The sequence below is a fragment of the Actinoplanes sp. NPDC023936 genome (genome assembly GCF_040639325.1).
In the GTDB taxonomy this organism is placed as follows: Bacteria; Actinomycetota; Actinomycetes; order Mycobacteriales; family Micromonosporaceae; genus Actinoplanes.
This window is the reverse complement of the sequence record NZ_JBEZZR010000016.1, coordinates 128,279-144,544: the sequence shown is the minus strand read 5'-3', so window position 1 is coordinate 144,544 and position 16,266 is coordinate 128,279. Positions and strand designations below refer to the sequence as shown.

Sequence of the window (16,266 nt, the reverse complement as noted above, 5' to 3'; positions counted from 1 at the left end):
TCCGATCCAGGCGGGCGAGCCGCATGGTGCGTTCCCTGCGCGAGACGAACCCTGGCTAGGCTGCGGGGATGGTGCGTGACGAGCTGGTGCTGCTGCGGGCGAGCGCCGAGTCCGAGGCCACGACCCTGGCCCGCGACCTGGAGAGCCTGTTCGCGGCGTCCCGCGACTCGAACGCCGACGACGAGCACGACCCCGAAGGCGCCACCATCGGCTTCGAGCGGGCCCAGCTGACCGCGCTGCTGGCCGCCGCCCGCCAGCGGATCACCGAGGTCGACGACGCGCTGCGCCGGGTGGACGCCGGAACCTACGGCATCTGCGAACGCTGCGGCCACCCGATCGCGGCGGACCGGCTGGCCGCGCGCCCGTTCGCCCGCCACTGCATCACCTGCGCCTGATCACCGGCGCCTGATCACGGGCGCCGGGACGGTCCGAAACTGTGACATCGTCCGGGGATGACAGAGGAAACCGCGTGGGGCGGCGGCCTGTGGGCCGCCGCCGACCTCATCACCCCGATGGCGGTCCGGGTGGCGGCGACGCTGCGGCTGGGCGATCACATCACAGCCGGATCGGGTACGGTCGACGCCCTCGCCACCGCGACCGGAGCACACCCCGACACCCTCCGGCGCGTCATGGACCACCTGGTCACCGCCGGTGTGCTGACCCGTCCGCGGCCCGGCGTCTACGGCCTGACCGACCTCGGCGAACAGTTGCGTGACGACTACCCCGGCGGCATCCGGTCCTGGCTGGACATGACCGGCGCGATCGGCCGTGCCGATCTGTCCTTCGTCGACCTGCTGCACACGGTACGGACCGGTGCGGCCGCCTACCCGCACCGGTACGGCCGCCCGTTCTGGGAGGACGTGGCCGCCGACCCGGCCCGCGCCGCCTCGTTCGACGCGCTGATGGGTTCCCGGCTGCGCGACGACGCGCCGGCCCTCGCCGGCGGGTACCCGTGGGGCGCGCTCGGGAACCTCGTCGACGTGGGCGGCGGCGACGGCACCCTGCTGATCGCCATCCTCACCGCACACCCTGGACTGCGCGGCACCGTGCTCGACCTGCCCGGCCCGGCCGCGCGTGCCCTAGAGGCGATCGAGGCGGCCGGCCTGCGCGATCGCGCCACCGCCCGGGCCGGCAGCTTCTTCGACGAGCTCCCGCCCGGCGCCGGCGGCTACCTGCTCTCCGGCATCCTGCACGACTGGGACGACGCCGGCGCCACACGCATCCTGCGCCGCTGCGCGGAGGCCGCCGGCGCGCCGGGCCGGGTGCTGGTGATCGAGGACAACGCCGCCGGCGAACCGAGCACCGAGGGCGATCTGCGGATGCTCTGCTACGTCAACGGCCGGGAGCGCGGCGTCGCCCAGCTCGGTGACCTGGCCGCCGCGGCGGGGCTGGCGGTCGCCGCCGTCGTGCCGGCCGGCACCCGGGCGATCGTGGAACTGCGCCTGGACGCCGAGAAGTAGACTTCCGTCGATACCGGCCAGTCCGCTGAGGGGGATCGTCAGATGGCCGAGGGGGCGAGCGCCGCACGACGGGGACGCCGCGAAGAAGCGATCGACGCCAATCTGCCTGCCCATCGCGTCGCGTTCGCGACACGGTTGCGTGATCTCCGGCGGGAGTGCGGCCAGCCCTCGTACCGCGTGCTCAGCCGCCTCGGCCACTGCGGCTTCGGCTCGCTCTCCGAGGCGGCCGGCGGCCGCCGGCTCCCCTCCTGGCAGACCACCCGGGGGTACGTGACCGGGTGCCTGCGCCATGCCGGACGGGACGCGGAGATCGACCGGGTGCTGCCGGAGTGGCGCCGGACGTGGGAGGCCGCCGCCACGGTGGATCAGGTCGGCCCGGCCGCACCGCCGTCCGCCCCGGCTCCCCCGCCGCAACCCGTCCCGACGCCCGTCACGGCTCCCGGACCGCCGCCCGTCACCCTTCGCGGGCCACCGCCCGTCACTCTTCCCGAGCCGTCGCCCGGCACCGCTCCCGAACCGCCGCCCGTCATCCGGCGCCGCCGGCCGTTACCCCGGCTGGTCGCCGTCCTCACCGCCGCGGCGGCGCTGCTGGCGACCGTCGCGGCGGCCGAGGCCCGGGCGCCGGCGCCGATGGCCGGTCTCTACAACATCCTGGTGGTGCCGTTCGAGTCGGCGCCGGCGGTGCAGCGCACCCTCGTACACAATCTGGAGGCCTGGGCCGCCGAGGACGCCGCCATCGAAACGCGGGGCCCGGCCGGCGTCAGGCCGGCCGAGCCGGCCCGGCTCGCCGCCGAGCACCGGGCCGACGTGGTCCTGAGCGGGCGGCTGCGCACCGCCGGGGACCGCACCACGCTGGTGATCGAGTTGCTGCTCACCGACCGGGTGTTCGGCGAGACGCCGGAGTTCGTCGGCCGCCACGAGCTCCGGCTGACCGAACCGGCCGACGTGGTGCGCGGCAACATCGAGGTGAGCCGGCGGCTCGCCGACGACGCCCTGCACTACGTCAAGGCCGTGGTGGCGTTCGTCCGCGGGCTGGGGCGCTACGCCCTGGACGACTATCCCGGCGCCGAACGGGAGTTCCGCGCCGCCGACCACGAACTGGCACGAGTCGACACCTCCTCCGAGGTGGTGCAGCTGATGCTCGGCAACACGATCGGGCGGGACAGCCGGTTCGCCGAGGCGGAGACGGCGTTCCGGCGGGCCCTGGCGCGGCGGCCGGATTACGCCCGGGCCGCCGTCGGCCTGGCCGAGGCTCTGCGGGCCGGTTCCAGCTGTGACAAGCGCAGCGTTCACGCCGGCAAGCTGCGGGAGGCGATCGTCCATTACCGTACGGCCCTGCCCGTCGCCGGTGACGCCCTGCTGGAGACGAAGGCCCGTCTCGGCCTCGGCCTCGCCCATCAGTGCCTGAGCATCGCCGAGCAGGGCGACTACTGGGCGGACGCGGACGCCGAGTTCACCGCCGTGCAACGGGTGCACGCGTCAGCGGGCCTGACCGAGGAGGCCGGCCGCCAGTCGTCGCGGCTGGCCGCCGAGGCGCGGGCCGGGCAGGCGCTCAGCGCCCACCTGACGGCCGGCGGCAACGCGGCGCGGCTGGCCGATGCGGCGACGGCCTACCAGGAGGCGATCACGCTCCTCGGCCGGATCGGCGTCGACCGGCCCACCATCCGGGAGCGCGAACTGATCTTCCTGCGCAACCTGCGTGAGGTGTACCGGGCGATGGAGGCCCGGGCCGAGTTCGAGGCCGTCGACGCCCGGATCCGCGACGCCGGAGGCTGACGATGATCAGGTACCGGATCGCCGTCCCGGTGGCCGTGGCAGTGGTCGCCGGTTCGGTCACGGCCGTGTGGGTGAGCGACGAGGAACCGCGATCGGCTCCCATCGTCTCCGCCTCGAGCGCACCGGCGCTCTCCCCCTCCCCGGGGGTCTACCCCGCGCCGGGCGTCTCGTCGACGTCGCAGCCCACGCCGCCCGCTACCGATCAGCTCGGAAGGGATTTCTCGCCGGCGCCCGATTTCCAGCCGCACGCCGGGCAGCCGCGTTCCCGGATGTCGTCCCGCTCCCCGCTCGCGCCGCGCGCCACCGCTCCGACGCGTCCGCCCGCACCGGCCCGGCCTCGGCCCTCGTCGTCCCCGGCCTCGTCCATACCGGCCCCGCCCGCGCCGGACCGGGCATCGCTGGACGACCTGCTCACCCACGACGGACCACCGCCCGACGGGGTGGCCGACCAGCTCAACCTCTTCCTCGGCGGCGGTCCCGAGTGCCACGAGGGCGACAGCACCGCCACCCCGCGCGTGGACGTCCGGCCGGTGGTCGAGATCCCCAGCTTCCCGACCCTGTGCGTGGACGGTTTCGACAGCGGGCGCGACCTCACCGTGACCGTCACCGGGCCGGCCCCGGCACGTACCCTGCGCACCGGCTGGGACAGCCTGATGGGCGTACGCTGGCCGGTCCCGTCCGGAAGCCCGACCGGCCGCTACCGGGTCCGCGTCGCCCAGGGCTCCCGCACGGCCACCGCCACGTTCACGGCGGTGCGGGCGACCCTCCCGCGGCTGTGGCTCGAACCCCGGAACCCCGACGCCGGCGCCACCGTCGACATCCACATCGGCGGCTTCCCCGCGGACCGGCCGGCCGACCTGCATCTGTACGCCACCCAGCTGCTGGTCTACCGCGCCACCACGACGATACGGGTGGACCGGAACGGCGAGGGCCACCTGGCCCTGCGCACGTCCCGGTCCGGTCCGTTCGACGCCTACGCCGTGAACAGCCCGCTGGTCTACGTGCCGCCCCCGGACTTCGAGCCGGGTGAGCTGGGCGGCCCGGAGAACTCGGTGTTCTGGCTGCACGACCCGTAGCCTCATGGTCTTCTCTGGTACACACCCCTGTTCCGGTAGTCGTTCCACTGTTGCCGGGTGAAGTTGTAAGCGTGAACCATCTGACCACCGGTCAGGTGCTTCACCACCAGGATCTGGCTGGCCTCGTCCCAGTGGAGGACCTGGCCCGATCTGGTGTCGATGTAGTCATAGACCCGCTCCCGCGCCAGGTAGGCGGCGAGCGCCCACGAATTCCTGCCGATGTTGTTGAGTATGTGATCCAGCTGGCCCCGGTTGGCCTCGTTCATCATGTACTCGACACCCTGCCGCACACCCCGGCCGTAATATTCCTCGATCTCGCCCAGCACGGCCGCCGGGATGCACCAGTCAGGAGCTCTGGCCCGATCCGGGTTGGTGGGGCAGACACCCACCCGCTTCTGGAACTTCTTCAGCTCCCGGAGCAGGTCGGCGCCCCGGGCGCCGCCGGCCACCCACCCGGCGAGCGGGACCATCGCGAGCAGGCTCAGCAGCGCGCCTTCCTCGTCCCCCTCCGCGTACGCGATGATCGCGTCCAGCGCGTCACACGCCTCACCGGGACCGGGGATGAACCCGCAGATCACCAGCACGATCTGCAGCACGGCCTTGGTCTTGGCGAGGCCCTCGGCGTCCTTCTCGTCGTAGTACCGGACGACCTCGTCACAGACACCGCCGTACCCGAAGTTGTGGGTGCACCAGATCGGGTCGTTCTTGTTGATCGCGTCGAGCAGCGGTTTGATGCCGCCCTCGCAGTCGATGCCGTACGACAGGTGGATCATCGTGCACTCCGGCGGGTCGGGCTGACCCTGCCCGGCCTTGCGGCGTGCCTCCTCCTCCCGGTTCATCTGCTCGATCGCGGCCTTGGTGGCCTCCAGCGCGGCGGTGGCGGCGGCCGCGGCGTCGTTGCCGGCCGCCTCGGCCGCCGCACGGGCCCGCTGCGCCGCGGCCTGCGCGTTCTGCGCGTGCCCGGCGGCCCGGCCCGCGGAGGCGTCGGCCTGCCGCGCGGAGGCGGTGGCCGCCGCCGCTGCCGACCGTGCGGACGCGGCAGCGTTGCGGGCTGCCTGCGCCGACTGGGCGGCCCGGTCCGCCGACGCCCGGGCGTCGCTGGCCGACTGGGCGGCCTGCTCGGCGTACCCGGCGGCCTGGTCCGCCGACTTCCGGGCGGCGTCGGCCCATTCAGCGGCCTCGGCCGCCGCGTTGCGGGCGATCGCGGCGGCTTCGGCGGCCTTGGCGGCCTGCGAGCGCGCCTCGGCGGCGTCCCGGAACGCGTCGGCCACGATGCCGCGGACCTTCGCCACGTGCGCGGCGGCGTCGTCGTCGCGCTGCCGCGCACGGTGCTGCTCGATCATCAGGAAGTGCCGCAGCGACGAACGCGGGCCGGCCAGGGCGATCCGGCCGGAGGCCTTCACCTCCGGTCCCCCGGCGGCGACGGCCTGGGTCACCCGGATCCGGTCGTCCTGCTCGGCGGCGGCGTACTGGCCGGTCATCAGGAACAGGTGCCGGTCCTCCGGGGTGCCGTTGAGCGCGGCGGTCGCGGCGTTCCGGGTCGCCGGTCCCCCGGTCGCCAGGATCTGCGAGATCCGTACCCGGTCCTGTGCGTCCTTGCCGTCGTACTGACGGGTGCGGAGGAACTCGCGGACCTGCGCGTCGGTGCCGGCCATCGCGGTCTCCGCGGCCCGCTTGAGCGCCGTGTTGGTGCCGGCGCTGTCTGCGATGTGCCCGGCCTTCATCCGGTCGTCCTGCCCGGCCGCCAGATCGACGCCGGTCCGCACGAACGCTGTCACGTCCGCCCGGTCCCCGCTCAGCGCCGCGGTGGCCGCCGCCCGGGTCCACGGTCCGCCGGTGTCGAACAACCGGAGCGCGATGCGGCGTCCGTTCGCCTCCACGGTGTCCGCGGACGCGTCCGGGGCGCGTGCCGCGGCCAGCAGCTGCCGTACCTCCTCGTCGCGGCGGGACTCCTCGCCGGCGTCCCAGGCGGCCTTCGTGAGCCGTACCTGTTCGGCGGCTCGCTGCTCCTCGGCGAGCAGCACGCCCTCCGCGGTCCGGGTGGCGAGCCGTTCGGCGTCCGCAGACCGGGCGGCCCCCTCGACCGCCCGGGCCTGCTCGGCCGCGGCCGTCGCGGCGTCGGCAGCGGTCACCGCGGCGGCGGCGTGCCGGGTGGCCCGTTCCGCCGCGTCCGCGGCCTGACCGGCGTGCGCGGCGGCCTCGTCGGCGGCCCGGGCGGCCGCCTCCGCGTGGTTGGCCGTGTCGATGGCGTGCCGTTCCGCCTCGGCGGCGGCCGCCGCGGACTCCCGGGCCAGCCGTTCGGCGGCGTTCGCGGCCCGGGTCGCCTCCTGTGCCTTGCGCCGCGCGGTGGCGGCGGCCGCCCGGGCCTGGGCGGCGGCCGCACCGGCGGAGGCGGCGTGGCTGCCGGCCTCCTCGGCTGCCGCGGCCGCGGCCAGGGCGTTGCCGATCGCCCCGCCGGCCGCCCGGGCCGCGTCGGCCGCTGCCAGGGACGCGGTCCGGGCCGCGGACACGGCCTGCGCCGCCTGCCGGGCGCTCACCGCCGCGTCCCTCGCCCGCTGCGCCGCCTGCCGCGCCGCCGACGCCTTGCCGGCGTCCATCTCGGCGGCGGACGCGGCGGTGTTGGCGCGGGCTGCCGCATCACCAGCGGCGGCGGCAGCGGCCGCCGCGCGGCTGGCCGCCCGGGCCGCCACGCGGGCGGCGTTGTTCGCGGCGTTCGCCGCCGCGATCGCGGTCTGCGCCGCCGCGGCCGCGCGGGACGCGGCGTCGGCCGCGCGGGACGCCGCCGCGGCCGCCTTGGTGGCCGAGTTCGCGGCGGCTGCCGTCTCGGCGGCGGCGGTCTCCGCGGCCGCCCTGGCCAGCCGGGCGACCTCCACCGCCCGGGCCGCCTGTTCCATCGCGGCGAGCGTCTCGGCGGCCGCCAGCTGACCGGCCTCCTTCGCCGCGTCCGCGAGCTGCGAGACGCTGAACAACTCGTCGTCGCGGGCGGCGGCGACGTGCTGGCCGGTCAGCAGGAACTCGCGGATCTCCTCCGGGGTCCCGTTCAGGGCTCGCTGGGCGGCCTCCCGCATCGCCGGGCCGCCCTGAGCCATCAGCTGGGAGACCCGGACCCGGTCGTCGACCCGCCGGGCCGCGTACTGGCCGTGGCTGAGGAACTCGGTGATGTCGGCGTCCGAGCCGTCCAGCGCGCGCTGCGCCGCTTCCCGGATCGCCGGCCCGCCGGCCGCCAGCACCTGTGCCACCCGCACCCGCTCGTCAGCGGACCAGGACACCTGCCAGTCGCCGTCCAGGAACATCCGGCGGTCCGCTGCGGAACCGGCGAGCGCGTCCTGCGCGGCCTGGAGACCGGCGGTGCCGCTCAGGGCGGCGAACTCGGCGACGCGTACCTTGTCGTCCTCCTGCTGCGCCTCGCGCAGCCCGGTGGCATAGAACTGGGCGAGGTCGGCGTCGGATCCGAGCAGGGCGACCCGGGCCGCCCGGTTCACGTTCGGCCCGCCCACGTTCAGCAGGCGCACCGCGTCGTAGCGGCGGTCCCGGGCGTCCAGGTCGGCCGCCGGGGTGGCCGCCGCGGGCGAGGCCGGTACGGCCGCGACGCCCGTGGCGACGAGTAGAACACTCAACAGGAAGTGGCGCATGAGCTGTCCCCCGATCAGACGTGCTGGGCGGTGATCTCAGCGAACTGCAGGAGGCGTCCGGCGCCCGCGAGGATCCGTACCCGGTCGGTCTCCTGGGCCGGGAACCGGAAGCGCTGCGGCGTCACGCCGGGGTACGGGTGACCGGTCTTGTTCAGCACGGTGTGCCACTGCCCGTCCCGGAACACCTGGATCATGAAGTCGGCCGGGAACCCGCCACCCGGGTTGGTGTCCGACCTCGGGTAGAGGTCCATCTGGTTGAGCCTGCGCGGGCCGGGGAACGCGAACTCGATCCACTCCGGCCGGTCACCGCTCGGCGGGTCCAGCGAGCTCCAGCCGATCCCGGTGGAGACGCCGTCGTTGGCGTACCGGATCGACCAGCCCGAGCCCTCGGTGCTGCTCGACGCGCTGACCCGGGCGTCGGCCAGGAGGTTGCCCGACCGGTACGCCTCGATCTCGGCGAACTGCAGCAGCCGCCCGGCGCCGGCCCGGACCCGCAGCCGCTGCACCGGTTGCGGCGCGAAGGTGAACCGCTGCGGTTTCGCGCCGGGGTTGGGCAGGCCGGTCTGGGTGAACAGGGCGTGCCACTGCCCGTCCCGGTACGACTCGACGGTGAAGTCGGACGGGAAGCCACCGCCGGGGACGTCGAAGCGCGGGTACAGGTCGACCCGGTTCATCGGGCGCGCCTCCGGCAACGCGAATTCGATCCATTCGGTACGGGTGGCGCTCGGCGGGTCCAGCGAGCTCCAGCCCACCGCCTCCCGGCGCCCGTCGTTGACGTACCGCACCGACCAGCCCCAGCCCTCGGTGCTGCTGGACGTGGTCACCGCGGCGTCGGCGAGCAGGTTCTCCGACCGGTACGCCTCCACCTCGGCGAACTGCAGCAGCCGTCCGGCCGGGGCCGCGATCCGGATCTTCTCGGCCCGCACGGTGCCGGGCAGCACGAACCGCTGCGGCCTGTTGCCCGGATTCGGGTACGCGTTACGCGACAGCACCGTGCGCCACGCGCCCTGGTAGTTGACCGAGATGCTGAAGTCGGCCGGGAAGTTGTAGCCGTCCGTGCCGCCGCCGGAGCGCGGGAACAGGTCGATCCGGTTCAGCAGGACGCCACCCGGCGCCAGCTGGAACTCGATCCACTCCGGCCGGCTCGCGTTCGGCGGATCCAGCGAACTCCATCCGGTGCCCTCCCGGACACCGTCGTTGGCCTGGCGCAGCGCCCAGCCCCACCCCTCGGTGCTGCTGGAGGCGGTCACCGGGACCCCGGCGAACAGGTTCCGCAGCGGGTTCACCGGACCCGGCGTGGACATCACCGCGGTGAACCAGGCGCCGAGGTCGTCCACCCGGGCCTCGACGGCCGCGTCCTCGCTGGTGGCCGGCGCGGTGTGGCAGCCGGTGTGCCACGACGAGACGTGCAGGGCGAACAGCTCGAGGTGTCCTCCGGCGCTGCGCAGCGCGGGGCCGCCCGCGTCACCCTTGCAGGTGCTGGTGGCGGTGCCGTCGGCGCGCCGGAGCGTGGCGGTGGTCGCGGTCGTGCCGGTCAGGGTGTACGTGCCGGCGCGCATCCGGTCGGTGGTCCAGTCGGTAGCGGTCCGGCCGTACCCGGCGGCGATCACCGTGGCCCCGTCGGCGGGTGGCGCCGTCGCGACCGGAACCGGCGTGATGCCCTCCGGAGCCGGTTCGCTGAGCTTGGCGAGGACCACGTCCCGATCGGTACGCGGAACCACCTCGACGACCGTCGCGGAGTACCCGCCGCCGCGTGTCATGTCCGCACGCCCGACGGTCACGGTGGCGGCCTGCGGCGGCGGGCCCGTGTCGACGTCGCCGGACGGGTGCAGGCACGTCTTCGTGGTGGCGATCCACTGCCGGTTGATCAGTACCCCGCTGCAGGCGCGCCCGTCGGCGGTGTCCACCCGTGCCACGTACGGATGGGTGGACGGCTCGCCGGCCGGCAGGCTCTCCGCGACCCGCAGCTCGACCAGCGTGGAGGTGGCGTCGCCGTCACCGATCGCCTCGTACTGGTGCGGCGCGACGGTCACCGTGTCGGTCTCACCCTCGTGGGTGGACTTCGCGGTGACCGTCCGGTCCGCGCCCCGGACCAGGTAGGCGTTGCGGAGCTCCAGGGTCAGGAACCCGCGCGGCCCCCGGACGGCGAAGCAGGTGGTCTCCAGGCCGGAGCCCACCAGCCGTTCCACCCGGAACAGGTCGGGGTCCGAGGCGCAGTCCGGCTCGTACCGGATGTTGCCGTCGCCGGTCAGAACCCGGACCCCGTGCTCGGCGAAGATGTCGTCGGCGCCCGGATAGACCCGGTCGTCGACCACCGACGACGGCCCGTCGGCCGCCACCGACGCCCCCGCCGATGCCGTCGCCGGGGGCGCGCCGGACACCGCCCCCGCCAGCATGGCGCCGATCACCGCAACGCGCAGTACGACCGACCCCGTGACGAGCCGGCTGTCCCCCGTGCGGGCGTGTCGAGATGACATGCGTCCTCCTGTTCTCGGTGGTTGCCGCAAACAGTGGACGCCGGGTCGGAGGGCACCGGAACAGCCGCCGCGAAGACGCGAACAAGACGACGTGTTCGCGCTGCTCAGCGCATTGTTCGGCGCCGACTCCCGAACAATTCCGTATCGCACCCGGAACCGGTTCGGGCACGATGGCAGCATGATCCACTCATGGTGGCCGGGCCGGCCGTCCGTTCCCGCAGTCCAGCCGTCGCCGCCGGGCGACGCGATCCGGGCGGCCGCCGAGCAGGCCGCCCGCGGCGGGTGGGAGGCGGTGGAGCGGCTCGCGACGCTGCTCGCCGAGCTTGCCGATACGGGCAGCGCCGAGGCCGGGCGCGCCGCACTGAGTGTGCTGCACGGCCGGCCCCGTGCCGTGGTGCGGCTGGACGAACACGCCCGGCGCGCCTGGTGGTACGAGATCCCTCTCGCCTCGCTGGCCCGGCGGGTGGCAGGGCGGGTGGCGGACGGCGCCGCCACAGCCCCCGTGGCGGTGGCGCTGGCCAGCACCCACGGTGACGGACGGGTCCGGGAGCGTGCCGTGGCGGCGATGCTGGCCGCCCCAGCGCCGGAGCTCATGCCGTTCCTGGTGCTGCGCACCAGCGACTGGGCTCGCCCGGTGCGTGATCGCGCCCGGGCCGGCCTGGCACTGCTGCTCGCCGACGACCCCGCCGCTCACCTCCCGGTCGTGCTGCCGGCGGTGACAGCGATCGAACGACGCCTGCGGGGCACGTTCGCGGCCGGTCAGGTGACGGCGGCCCTCGCCACCGCCTCGCCCGGACTCCGGCGGGCAGTCGCGGCTCTGCCGCACCCGGCGTCCCGGCGCCTGGTCCACGACATCGGCCTCAGCTGGGGATGGTGGTCCCCCGACGAGGTGATCGAACTGGCCGAATCGGGCGCTGACGTGCGCATCCGGAGCCGGGCTGCGGAACTGGCCTGCCGTGACGCCGTGTGGCGACGGCGGCAGGCCGTCCTGCATCGCCTTGCCGGCAGCAGCCGGCCCGAGGTACGGGCCGCAGCACTCACCGGACTCGTCCGCACGGGTGACGACGCGGCGGTGGTGGCGCATCTGGCCGACAGGGCGCCCCTGGTGCGCGCGCTGGCCCGCGATGCCGCCCGCCGGGCCGGTGCCGACGCGCCCGGGAGATACCGCGAAGCCGTGCTGACCACGCCGACGCCACCGTGGATCGCCGGCTTCGCGGAGACCGCCTCGGCGGAGGAGGCGCCGCTGCTGGAACCCCTGCTCGGCCATGCCGACGCGAAGGTCCGTGCCGCCGCCGTACGCGGGCTGCGTGACCTCGGCGCCGTCAGCCCCGCCGGCATGATCCCGATGCTGCGCGATCCGTCGGCGGCAGTGGTCCGTGAGGCGGTCGGCGCGGTGCGGCCGATCGTGAACGCCATTCCCGCTGATCTGCTCTGGAACCTGCTGGCCGATTCCCGGACCGAGTTGCGTCGTGCCGGCTTGCGGCTGCTCAGCACGGGACCCGCCCGGGCAAGGCTTCGCGCCGGGCTCATCGCCGTCACCGACACTGATCCGCGGCTGGCGGCACGCGTCCGGGCAGACCTCACCCGCCTGTCCCGTGACGCCACCGGACCGAGTTGACGCTCCGCCCCCAGGCCGGAGCTCGCCATCACGGCCGAGGAACACGGCGACCTCACGGCTCTGCTCCGCACGGCCGCACCGCTCCTGGAAGCCGACACCGCCGCCGGCCTCACATCCTGGCTCGACGCCGCCCCCGGCATCCATGGTTCAACCGGTCAACAATCGATCCGGTCAGCCGCTGACTGACGCTTTCGGCGGCTCTTTCTTCTCCAAGGAGTCAGCAATCCGCGCCAGTCGCGGATAGCCCCACGGTTTGCTCTCGACTTCAGCTCGTAACGCAGTCGATTTACCAAGTAGGTCCTTGCAGTAGTCTTCCCACGTGTTCTCCGTTGTGGCCGCCGGAACGGAGGACAGCGCATAAAGGCCAATACACAGGACATCTGCGTACATCGCTGCCACCATCTCAACCTTGGCAGGATCGGCCACATCCCGGCGACAGTCGCTGCGCTCGGGCGCGAAGTGTGGGATCAGCGCGGGGTCGTCGGCGAGGAAACGCTGGACGTTATGAAGCCCGGCCATCACGTTGTGCAGGGTCGCAACGCCGTTCATGGTGGCCTGGAAAGCCACCTGTTTCGCAAGAACACGCGCTTGCCACCCGGAAAACATCAATGATCCGATAATTCCGAGAGCTCCAATTATCGCCAAGACGGTCGACATGAGACCACTCCCTCTCCGGCCCTTGTCTGCATGTTCGCATCGACAGGCAAGCCGGGAGGTAATTGATCATTTGGCCGGGCAATCGGGTCGCCTATGCACCGCCGGCCCCGAATGCGCCGGTAAGGCCGGCCGTGATCGCGTCGGCAACGCCCGTTCGCGTGATGGAGGCAGTCGTCACTGCAGGGCCGACGCTGCGCACCAGCTGGTCCGGCTGGTTCTCAGCGCTGTCCAAGACACCGCTGACAGCACTGGTAACCAGCTCGTCTCGCCTGGCTGGTTACCAGTGCTGCTGAATGCCCGTTTGGTCCGCACTGGGCGCCAGCCGGCATCGACGCTTCCTAGATCCAAGAGCGCGGGCACCGCAAGAACGCGTCAGCCGTGGCACAGCAGGGCCTCCACGTCGGCGACCGCCCGCCGGGTGTCAGTGAACAGCACGCCCCGGATCCCGAACTCGGTCGCGCTCTCCACCAACCCCGGCGCGTCGTCCACGAAGACCATCTCGCCGGGCGTCACCGCCAGCCGCCGGCAGGCCAGCTCCCACAGCGCCGGGTCCGGCTTGGTCATCCCGGCCTCATGGGAGTAGATCAGCTCGTCCACCAGGTCGCCGAAGCCCTCCCGCTCGCGCGCCCCGACGAAACTGTTGCTCAGGATCCCGGTGCGATACGCCGGTCGCAGCCCCCGGACATAGTCGATCAGCTCGACGTTCGGGACGCCCAGGTACTGCTTCCACATGTCGGCCATCATCGCCTCGACCTGGCCGGCGTCGAGGCCGAGCCGCTCACCCATGGCCCGGTGCACCTCGGCCTCGGTCACCCGGCCGATCGCGCCGGCGTCCCAGACGTCCGCCATGACGGTGCTGATCGTCCCGGCGGTCAGGCCGAGGTGCACCTCCCACCGCCGGTCGAAGTCCATCGGCTCCACCAGCGCCAGCACGCCGCCGACATCGAGGGCCACCGCGCGAATCACCATGATCCGACCGTACGAACCGACGGCAATCCCTAACCGGCCGCCACGAACGGCGCCGGATCGAAACGCCCGTTACGCTCCCGGAACGCGGTGGCGGTGCTCGGCCACAACAGCGTCAGGCGGCCGCTGCGCGCGTCCACGTACCAGCTGGTGCAGCCGCCCCGCAGCCACACGGTTCGCTCCGCCATCGTGTCGATGTCCCGGGTGTACTCGTCCTGGGCCCGCGACGTCACCTCCAGCACACCGTCGTGCCGGGCCAGGTGGTCGAGGGCGCCGGTCAGGTAGGAGAGCTGGCTCTCGATGACGTGCACGGCGGAGTTGTGACCGAGCGCCGCGTTCGGGCCGTCCAGCACGAACATGTTCGGGAAGCGGTGCACCACCGTCGACGCGTGCGACACCATGCCGCGCTCCCATGCCCGGGCGAGCAGCACTCCCCCGCGACCGGTGACCCGCTCCGCGTACGGCTGCCGGGTCGCGTGGAAGCCGGTGGCGAGGACGAGCACGTCGAGCTCGGCGCGGTGGCCGTCGGCGGCGATCGCGGTTCGCCCGTCCAGGCGCCGCAACGCGCCGGCCAGCGAGACGTCGTCGCGGTTCATCGCGGGGTAGAACGTGTCGGAGAGCAGCACCCGCTTGCAGCCGACCTCGTAATCCGGGGTGAGCCGGGCACGCAGCACCGGGTCCGGGACCTGCGCGGCGAGGTGCCCCAGCGCCCGGGACCGCAGCTCGGCCAGCGCGGCACGCTCGCGGCGCCGGGCGGCGATGCCCTGTTCCATGCCCGCGAACACCTCGTCGCGTACCCGGGAGATCTCCGCCGGATCGGCGGCGGCCTGTGCCTGGTCGTTGCGCGGGATTATGTACGGGCTACTGCGCGCGAAAACCGTGAGGTGCTCGACCCGGCCGGCCAGTTCGGGGACGATCTGGATGGCCGAGGCGCCCGTGCCGACGACGCCGACCCGAGCCCCGTCGAGTTTCGCGTCATGATCCCAGCGCGCGGAGTGGAAGACCGGCCCGTCGAAGTCGCCGAGTCCGGGGATGTCCGGGATCCGGGGTTCGGTGAGCCGCCCGGCCGCAAGCACCAGCACCCGGCCACGGAACCGTCCCCGGTTCGTGGTGACCTCCCAGCGACCGGCTGCCGCGTCCCAGACGGCCGCCGACACCTCGTGGCCGAGCCGCAGGTGCGGCGCCACCCCGGGCCGGGCCGCGAGCCCGCGCAGGTAGGTGTGGATCTCATGACCCGGAGCGAACGTCCGCGACCAGGACGGGTTCGGCGAGTGCGCGAAGGCGTACAGGTGTGACGGCACGTCGCAGGCGACCCCGGGGTACGTGTTGTCCCGCCACGTCCCGCCGACGTCCCCGGCGCGTTCGAGCACCACGAACGTCTCGTCGCGGGCGGCGAGCTCGATGGCCGCGCCGATGCCGGCCAGTCCCGCGCCGACCACGACGACGTCCACCTCGACCAGATCCACCGTGGCGACCGCTCCGGTCATGTCAGGCCGTATCGGGTGGTGCGCTGGCGTGCCGGCCGCCCCAGCTCAGCGGCGATCTTGTCGACGTCGGCGCGGGTGAGCGACAGCCCTTGCTCCTGCCCGGCGGACGGGTCGAGGTCGCCGTCGAGCAGCAGGCCACCGAGGTCGTCGGCCCCGCCGCGCAGCAGCGTGATCGCGTCGGAGGTGCCGACCTTCGGCCACGGGGCCTGGAGGTGGTTGATCCGGCCGGCCAGCATGATCCGGGCCACCGCGATCACGGCGCGGGTCTCCCGTACCGTCGGCCGGGGCTCAGCCGGCAGCGCCGCGCCCGGCGGTGGCACGAACGGCATCGCGATGAACTCGGTGAAACCGCCGGTGCGCTCGGCGATCGCGGCGAGCAGCCGCAGGTGCGCGACCTGCTGCGCGGGCGTCTCGACATGGCCGAAGACCATCGTCGCGGTGGAGGTCAGCCCGACCTCGTGCGCGGTGGTGATCAGGTCGACCCAGGCGGAAACCGGAAGATCAGGGCCTCCGGCCAATCGGGTACGCACGTCGTCGTCCAGGATCTTCGCACCCGTGCCGGGCACCGAGCCGAGCCCGGCCTCCCGTGCCCGCCGCAGGAACTCACGCGGGGTGACGCCGAGCCGCCCCGCCGCGTCGGCGACCTCGGCGGGCCGGAACGCGTGCAGGTGGATGCCGGGCGCGGCGCCGGTGATCGTGCGCACCAGGTCGAGGTACCCGTCGCGGGGCGCGCCGGCGGGCAGCGGGCCCTGCATGCAGATCTCGGTCGCGCCGAGGCCGGCCGCCTCGGCCACCAGCGCACGCACCCGCTCCCGGGACTCGTCGGTGCCGGCGCCCACGCGTTCGGTGTCGAGGTTGCGGTTCACCACGAAGGTCAGGGTGTCGCCGACGAGATCGCGCCGCAGGGCGTCGGCGCGGGCACAGAGGTCTTCCAGGTCGGCGCCGTCGGCGCCGAGCAGTTCCACGGCCTCGGCGTCGGTCAGGGGGCCGATCTGCCGGCCGGACTCACCGATGATCGTCACCGGGAAAGCCTACAAGCCGTTCCCCGGCGAACGGTGCTCGTGTTATCCCCGTTACGCAGAGCTGGTCATCCCCGTCACGGCGAGCTGGTCATCCC

Annotated in this window: 11 protein-coding genes; 5 read left to right on the top strand and 6 right to left on the bottom strand. The window is 73.7% G+C overall.

The window, feature by feature from the left end; all coding sequences use genetic code 11:
- Positions 1-68: 68 nt before the first annotated feature.
- Genes AB0F72_RS22070 through AB0F72_RS22055 form a run of 4 tightly spaced genes read left to right on the top strand, consistent with a single transcriptional unit; the run spans position 69 to position 4,312 of the window.
- On the top strand, positions 69-395 hold the full coding sequence (locus AB0F72_RS22070) for a TraR/DksA C4-type zinc finger protein (protein ID WP_360434330.1): 327 nt from the start codon (positions 69-71) through the stop codon (positions 393-395).
- A gap of 57 nt (positions 396-452) precedes the next feature.
- A complete protein-coding gene (locus tag AB0F72_RS22065) occupies positions 453-1,460 on the top strand; it encodes a methyltransferase (protein ID WP_360434327.1) in 1,008 nt (335 codons plus the stop codon).
- A gap of 42 nt (positions 1,461-1,502) precedes the next feature.
- Positions 1,503-3,236 carry a tetratricopeptide repeat protein gene (locus AB0F72_RS22060; RefSeq protein ID WP_360434324.1) on the top strand — a complete coding sequence of 578 codons (1,734 nt, stop codon included), beginning with the start codon at positions 1,503-1,505 and terminating at the stop codon, positions 3,234-3,236.
- A gap of 2 nt (positions 3,237-3,238) precedes the next feature.
- Positions 3,239-4,312 (top strand): hypothetical protein, encoded by a 1,074-nt coding sequence (locus AB0F72_RS22055; protein ID WP_360434321.1) that lies wholly within the window; start codon positions 3,239-3,241, stop codon positions 4,310-4,312.
- Positions 4,313-4,314: 2 nt separating this feature from the next.
- On the opposite strand, the gene AB0F72_RS22050 is transcribed toward AB0F72_RS22055, so the two are convergent.
- The gene (locus AB0F72_RS22050; protein WP_360434318.1) at positions 4,315-7,944 is read right to left on the bottom strand and encodes an ALF repeat-containing protein; all 3,630 of its coding nucleotides are present in this window, start codon (positions 7,942-7,944) and stop codon (positions 4,315-4,317) included.
- A gap of 14 nt (positions 7,945-7,958) precedes the next feature.
- Positions 7,959-10,421 (bottom strand): discoidin domain-containing protein, encoded by a 2,463-nt coding sequence (locus AB0F72_RS22045; protein WP_360434315.1) that lies wholly within the window; start codon positions 10,419-10,421, stop codon positions 7,959-7,961.
- 178 nt (positions 10,422-10,599) lie between these two features.
- On the opposite strand from AB0F72_RS22045, the gene AB0F72_RS22040 reads away from it, so the two are divergent.
- Positions 10,600-12,039, top strand: a complete 1,440-nt coding sequence (locus AB0F72_RS22040; protein ID WP_360434312.1) for a hypothetical protein — start codon at positions 10,600-10,602, stop codon at positions 12,037-12,039.
- A gap of 171 nt (positions 12,040-12,210) precedes the next feature.
- Here the strand turns inward: AB0F72_RS22040 and AB0F72_RS22035 are convergent, their stop codons facing one another.
- The 4 genes from AB0F72_RS22035 to AB0F72_RS22020 form a co-directional block, all read right to left on the bottom strand.
- Positions 12,211-12,696, bottom strand: coding sequence for a hypothetical protein (locus tag AB0F72_RS22035; protein ID WP_360434309.1), 486 nt, complete (start codon positions 12,694-12,696; stop codon positions 12,211-12,213).
- 372 nt (positions 12,697-13,068) lie between these two features.
- Positions 13,069-13,665: an HAD-IA family hydrolase gene (locus AB0F72_RS22030; RefSeq protein ID WP_360434306.1), complete on the bottom strand. Its 597-nt coding sequence runs from the start codon at positions 13,663-13,665 to the stop codon at positions 13,069-13,071.
- 29 nt (positions 13,666-13,694) lie between these two features.
- On the bottom strand, positions 13,695-15,149 hold the full coding sequence (locus AB0F72_RS22025) for an NAD(P)/FAD-dependent oxidoreductase (protein ID WP_360434303.1): 1,455 nt from the start codon (positions 15,147-15,149) through the stop codon (positions 13,695-13,697).
- Positions 15,146-16,171: an FO synthase gene (locus AB0F72_RS22020; RefSeq protein WP_360434300.1), complete on the bottom strand. Its 1,026-nt coding sequence runs from the start codon at positions 16,169-16,171 to the stop codon at positions 15,146-15,148. The genes AB0F72_RS22025 and AB0F72_RS22020 overlap by 4 nt, the downstream gene beginning before the upstream one ends.
- Between the last annotated feature and the right edge of the window lie 95 nt (positions 16,172-16,266).

Bases quoted from the DNA above. Each gene is read 5' to 3' on its own strand.
- AB0F72_RS22070 (WP_360434330.1), top strand. From the start codon at position 69: ATGGTGCGTGACGAGCTGGTGCTGCTGCGGGCGAGCGCCGAGTCCGAG.
- AB0F72_RS22065 (WP_360434327.1), top strand. From the start codon at position 453: ATGACAGAGGAAACCGCGTGGGGCGGCGGCCTGTGGGCCGCCGCCGAC.
- AB0F72_RS22060 (WP_360434324.1), top strand. From the start codon at position 1,503: ATGGCCGAGGGGGCGAGCGCCGCACGACGGGGACGCCGCGAAGAAGCG.
- AB0F72_RS22055 (WP_360434321.1), top strand. From the start codon at position 3,239: ATGATCAGGTACCGGATCGCCGTCCCGGTGGCCGTGGCAGTGGTCGCC.
- AB0F72_RS22050 (WP_360434318.1), bottom strand. From the start codon at position 7,944: ATGCGCCACTTCCTGTTGAGTGTTCTACTCGTCGCCACGGGCGTCGCG.
- AB0F72_RS22045 (WP_360434315.1), bottom strand. From the start codon at position 10,421: ATGTCATCTCGACACGCCCGCACGGGGGACAGCCGGCTCGTCACGGGG.
- AB0F72_RS22040 (WP_360434312.1), top strand. From the start codon at position 10,600: ATGATCCACTCATGGTGGCCGGGCCGGCCGTCCGTTCCCGCAGTCCAG.
- AB0F72_RS22035 (WP_360434309.1), bottom strand. From the start codon at position 12,696: ATGTCGACCGTCTTGGCGATAATTGGAGCTCTCGGAATTATCGGATCA.
- AB0F72_RS22030 (WP_360434306.1), bottom strand. From the start codon at position 13,665: ATGGTGATTCGCGCGGTGGCCCTCGATGTCGGCGGCGTGCTGGCGCTG.
- AB0F72_RS22025 (WP_360434303.1), bottom strand. From the start codon at position 15,149: ATGACCGGAGCGGTCGCCACGGTGGATCTGGTCGAGGTGGACGTCGTC.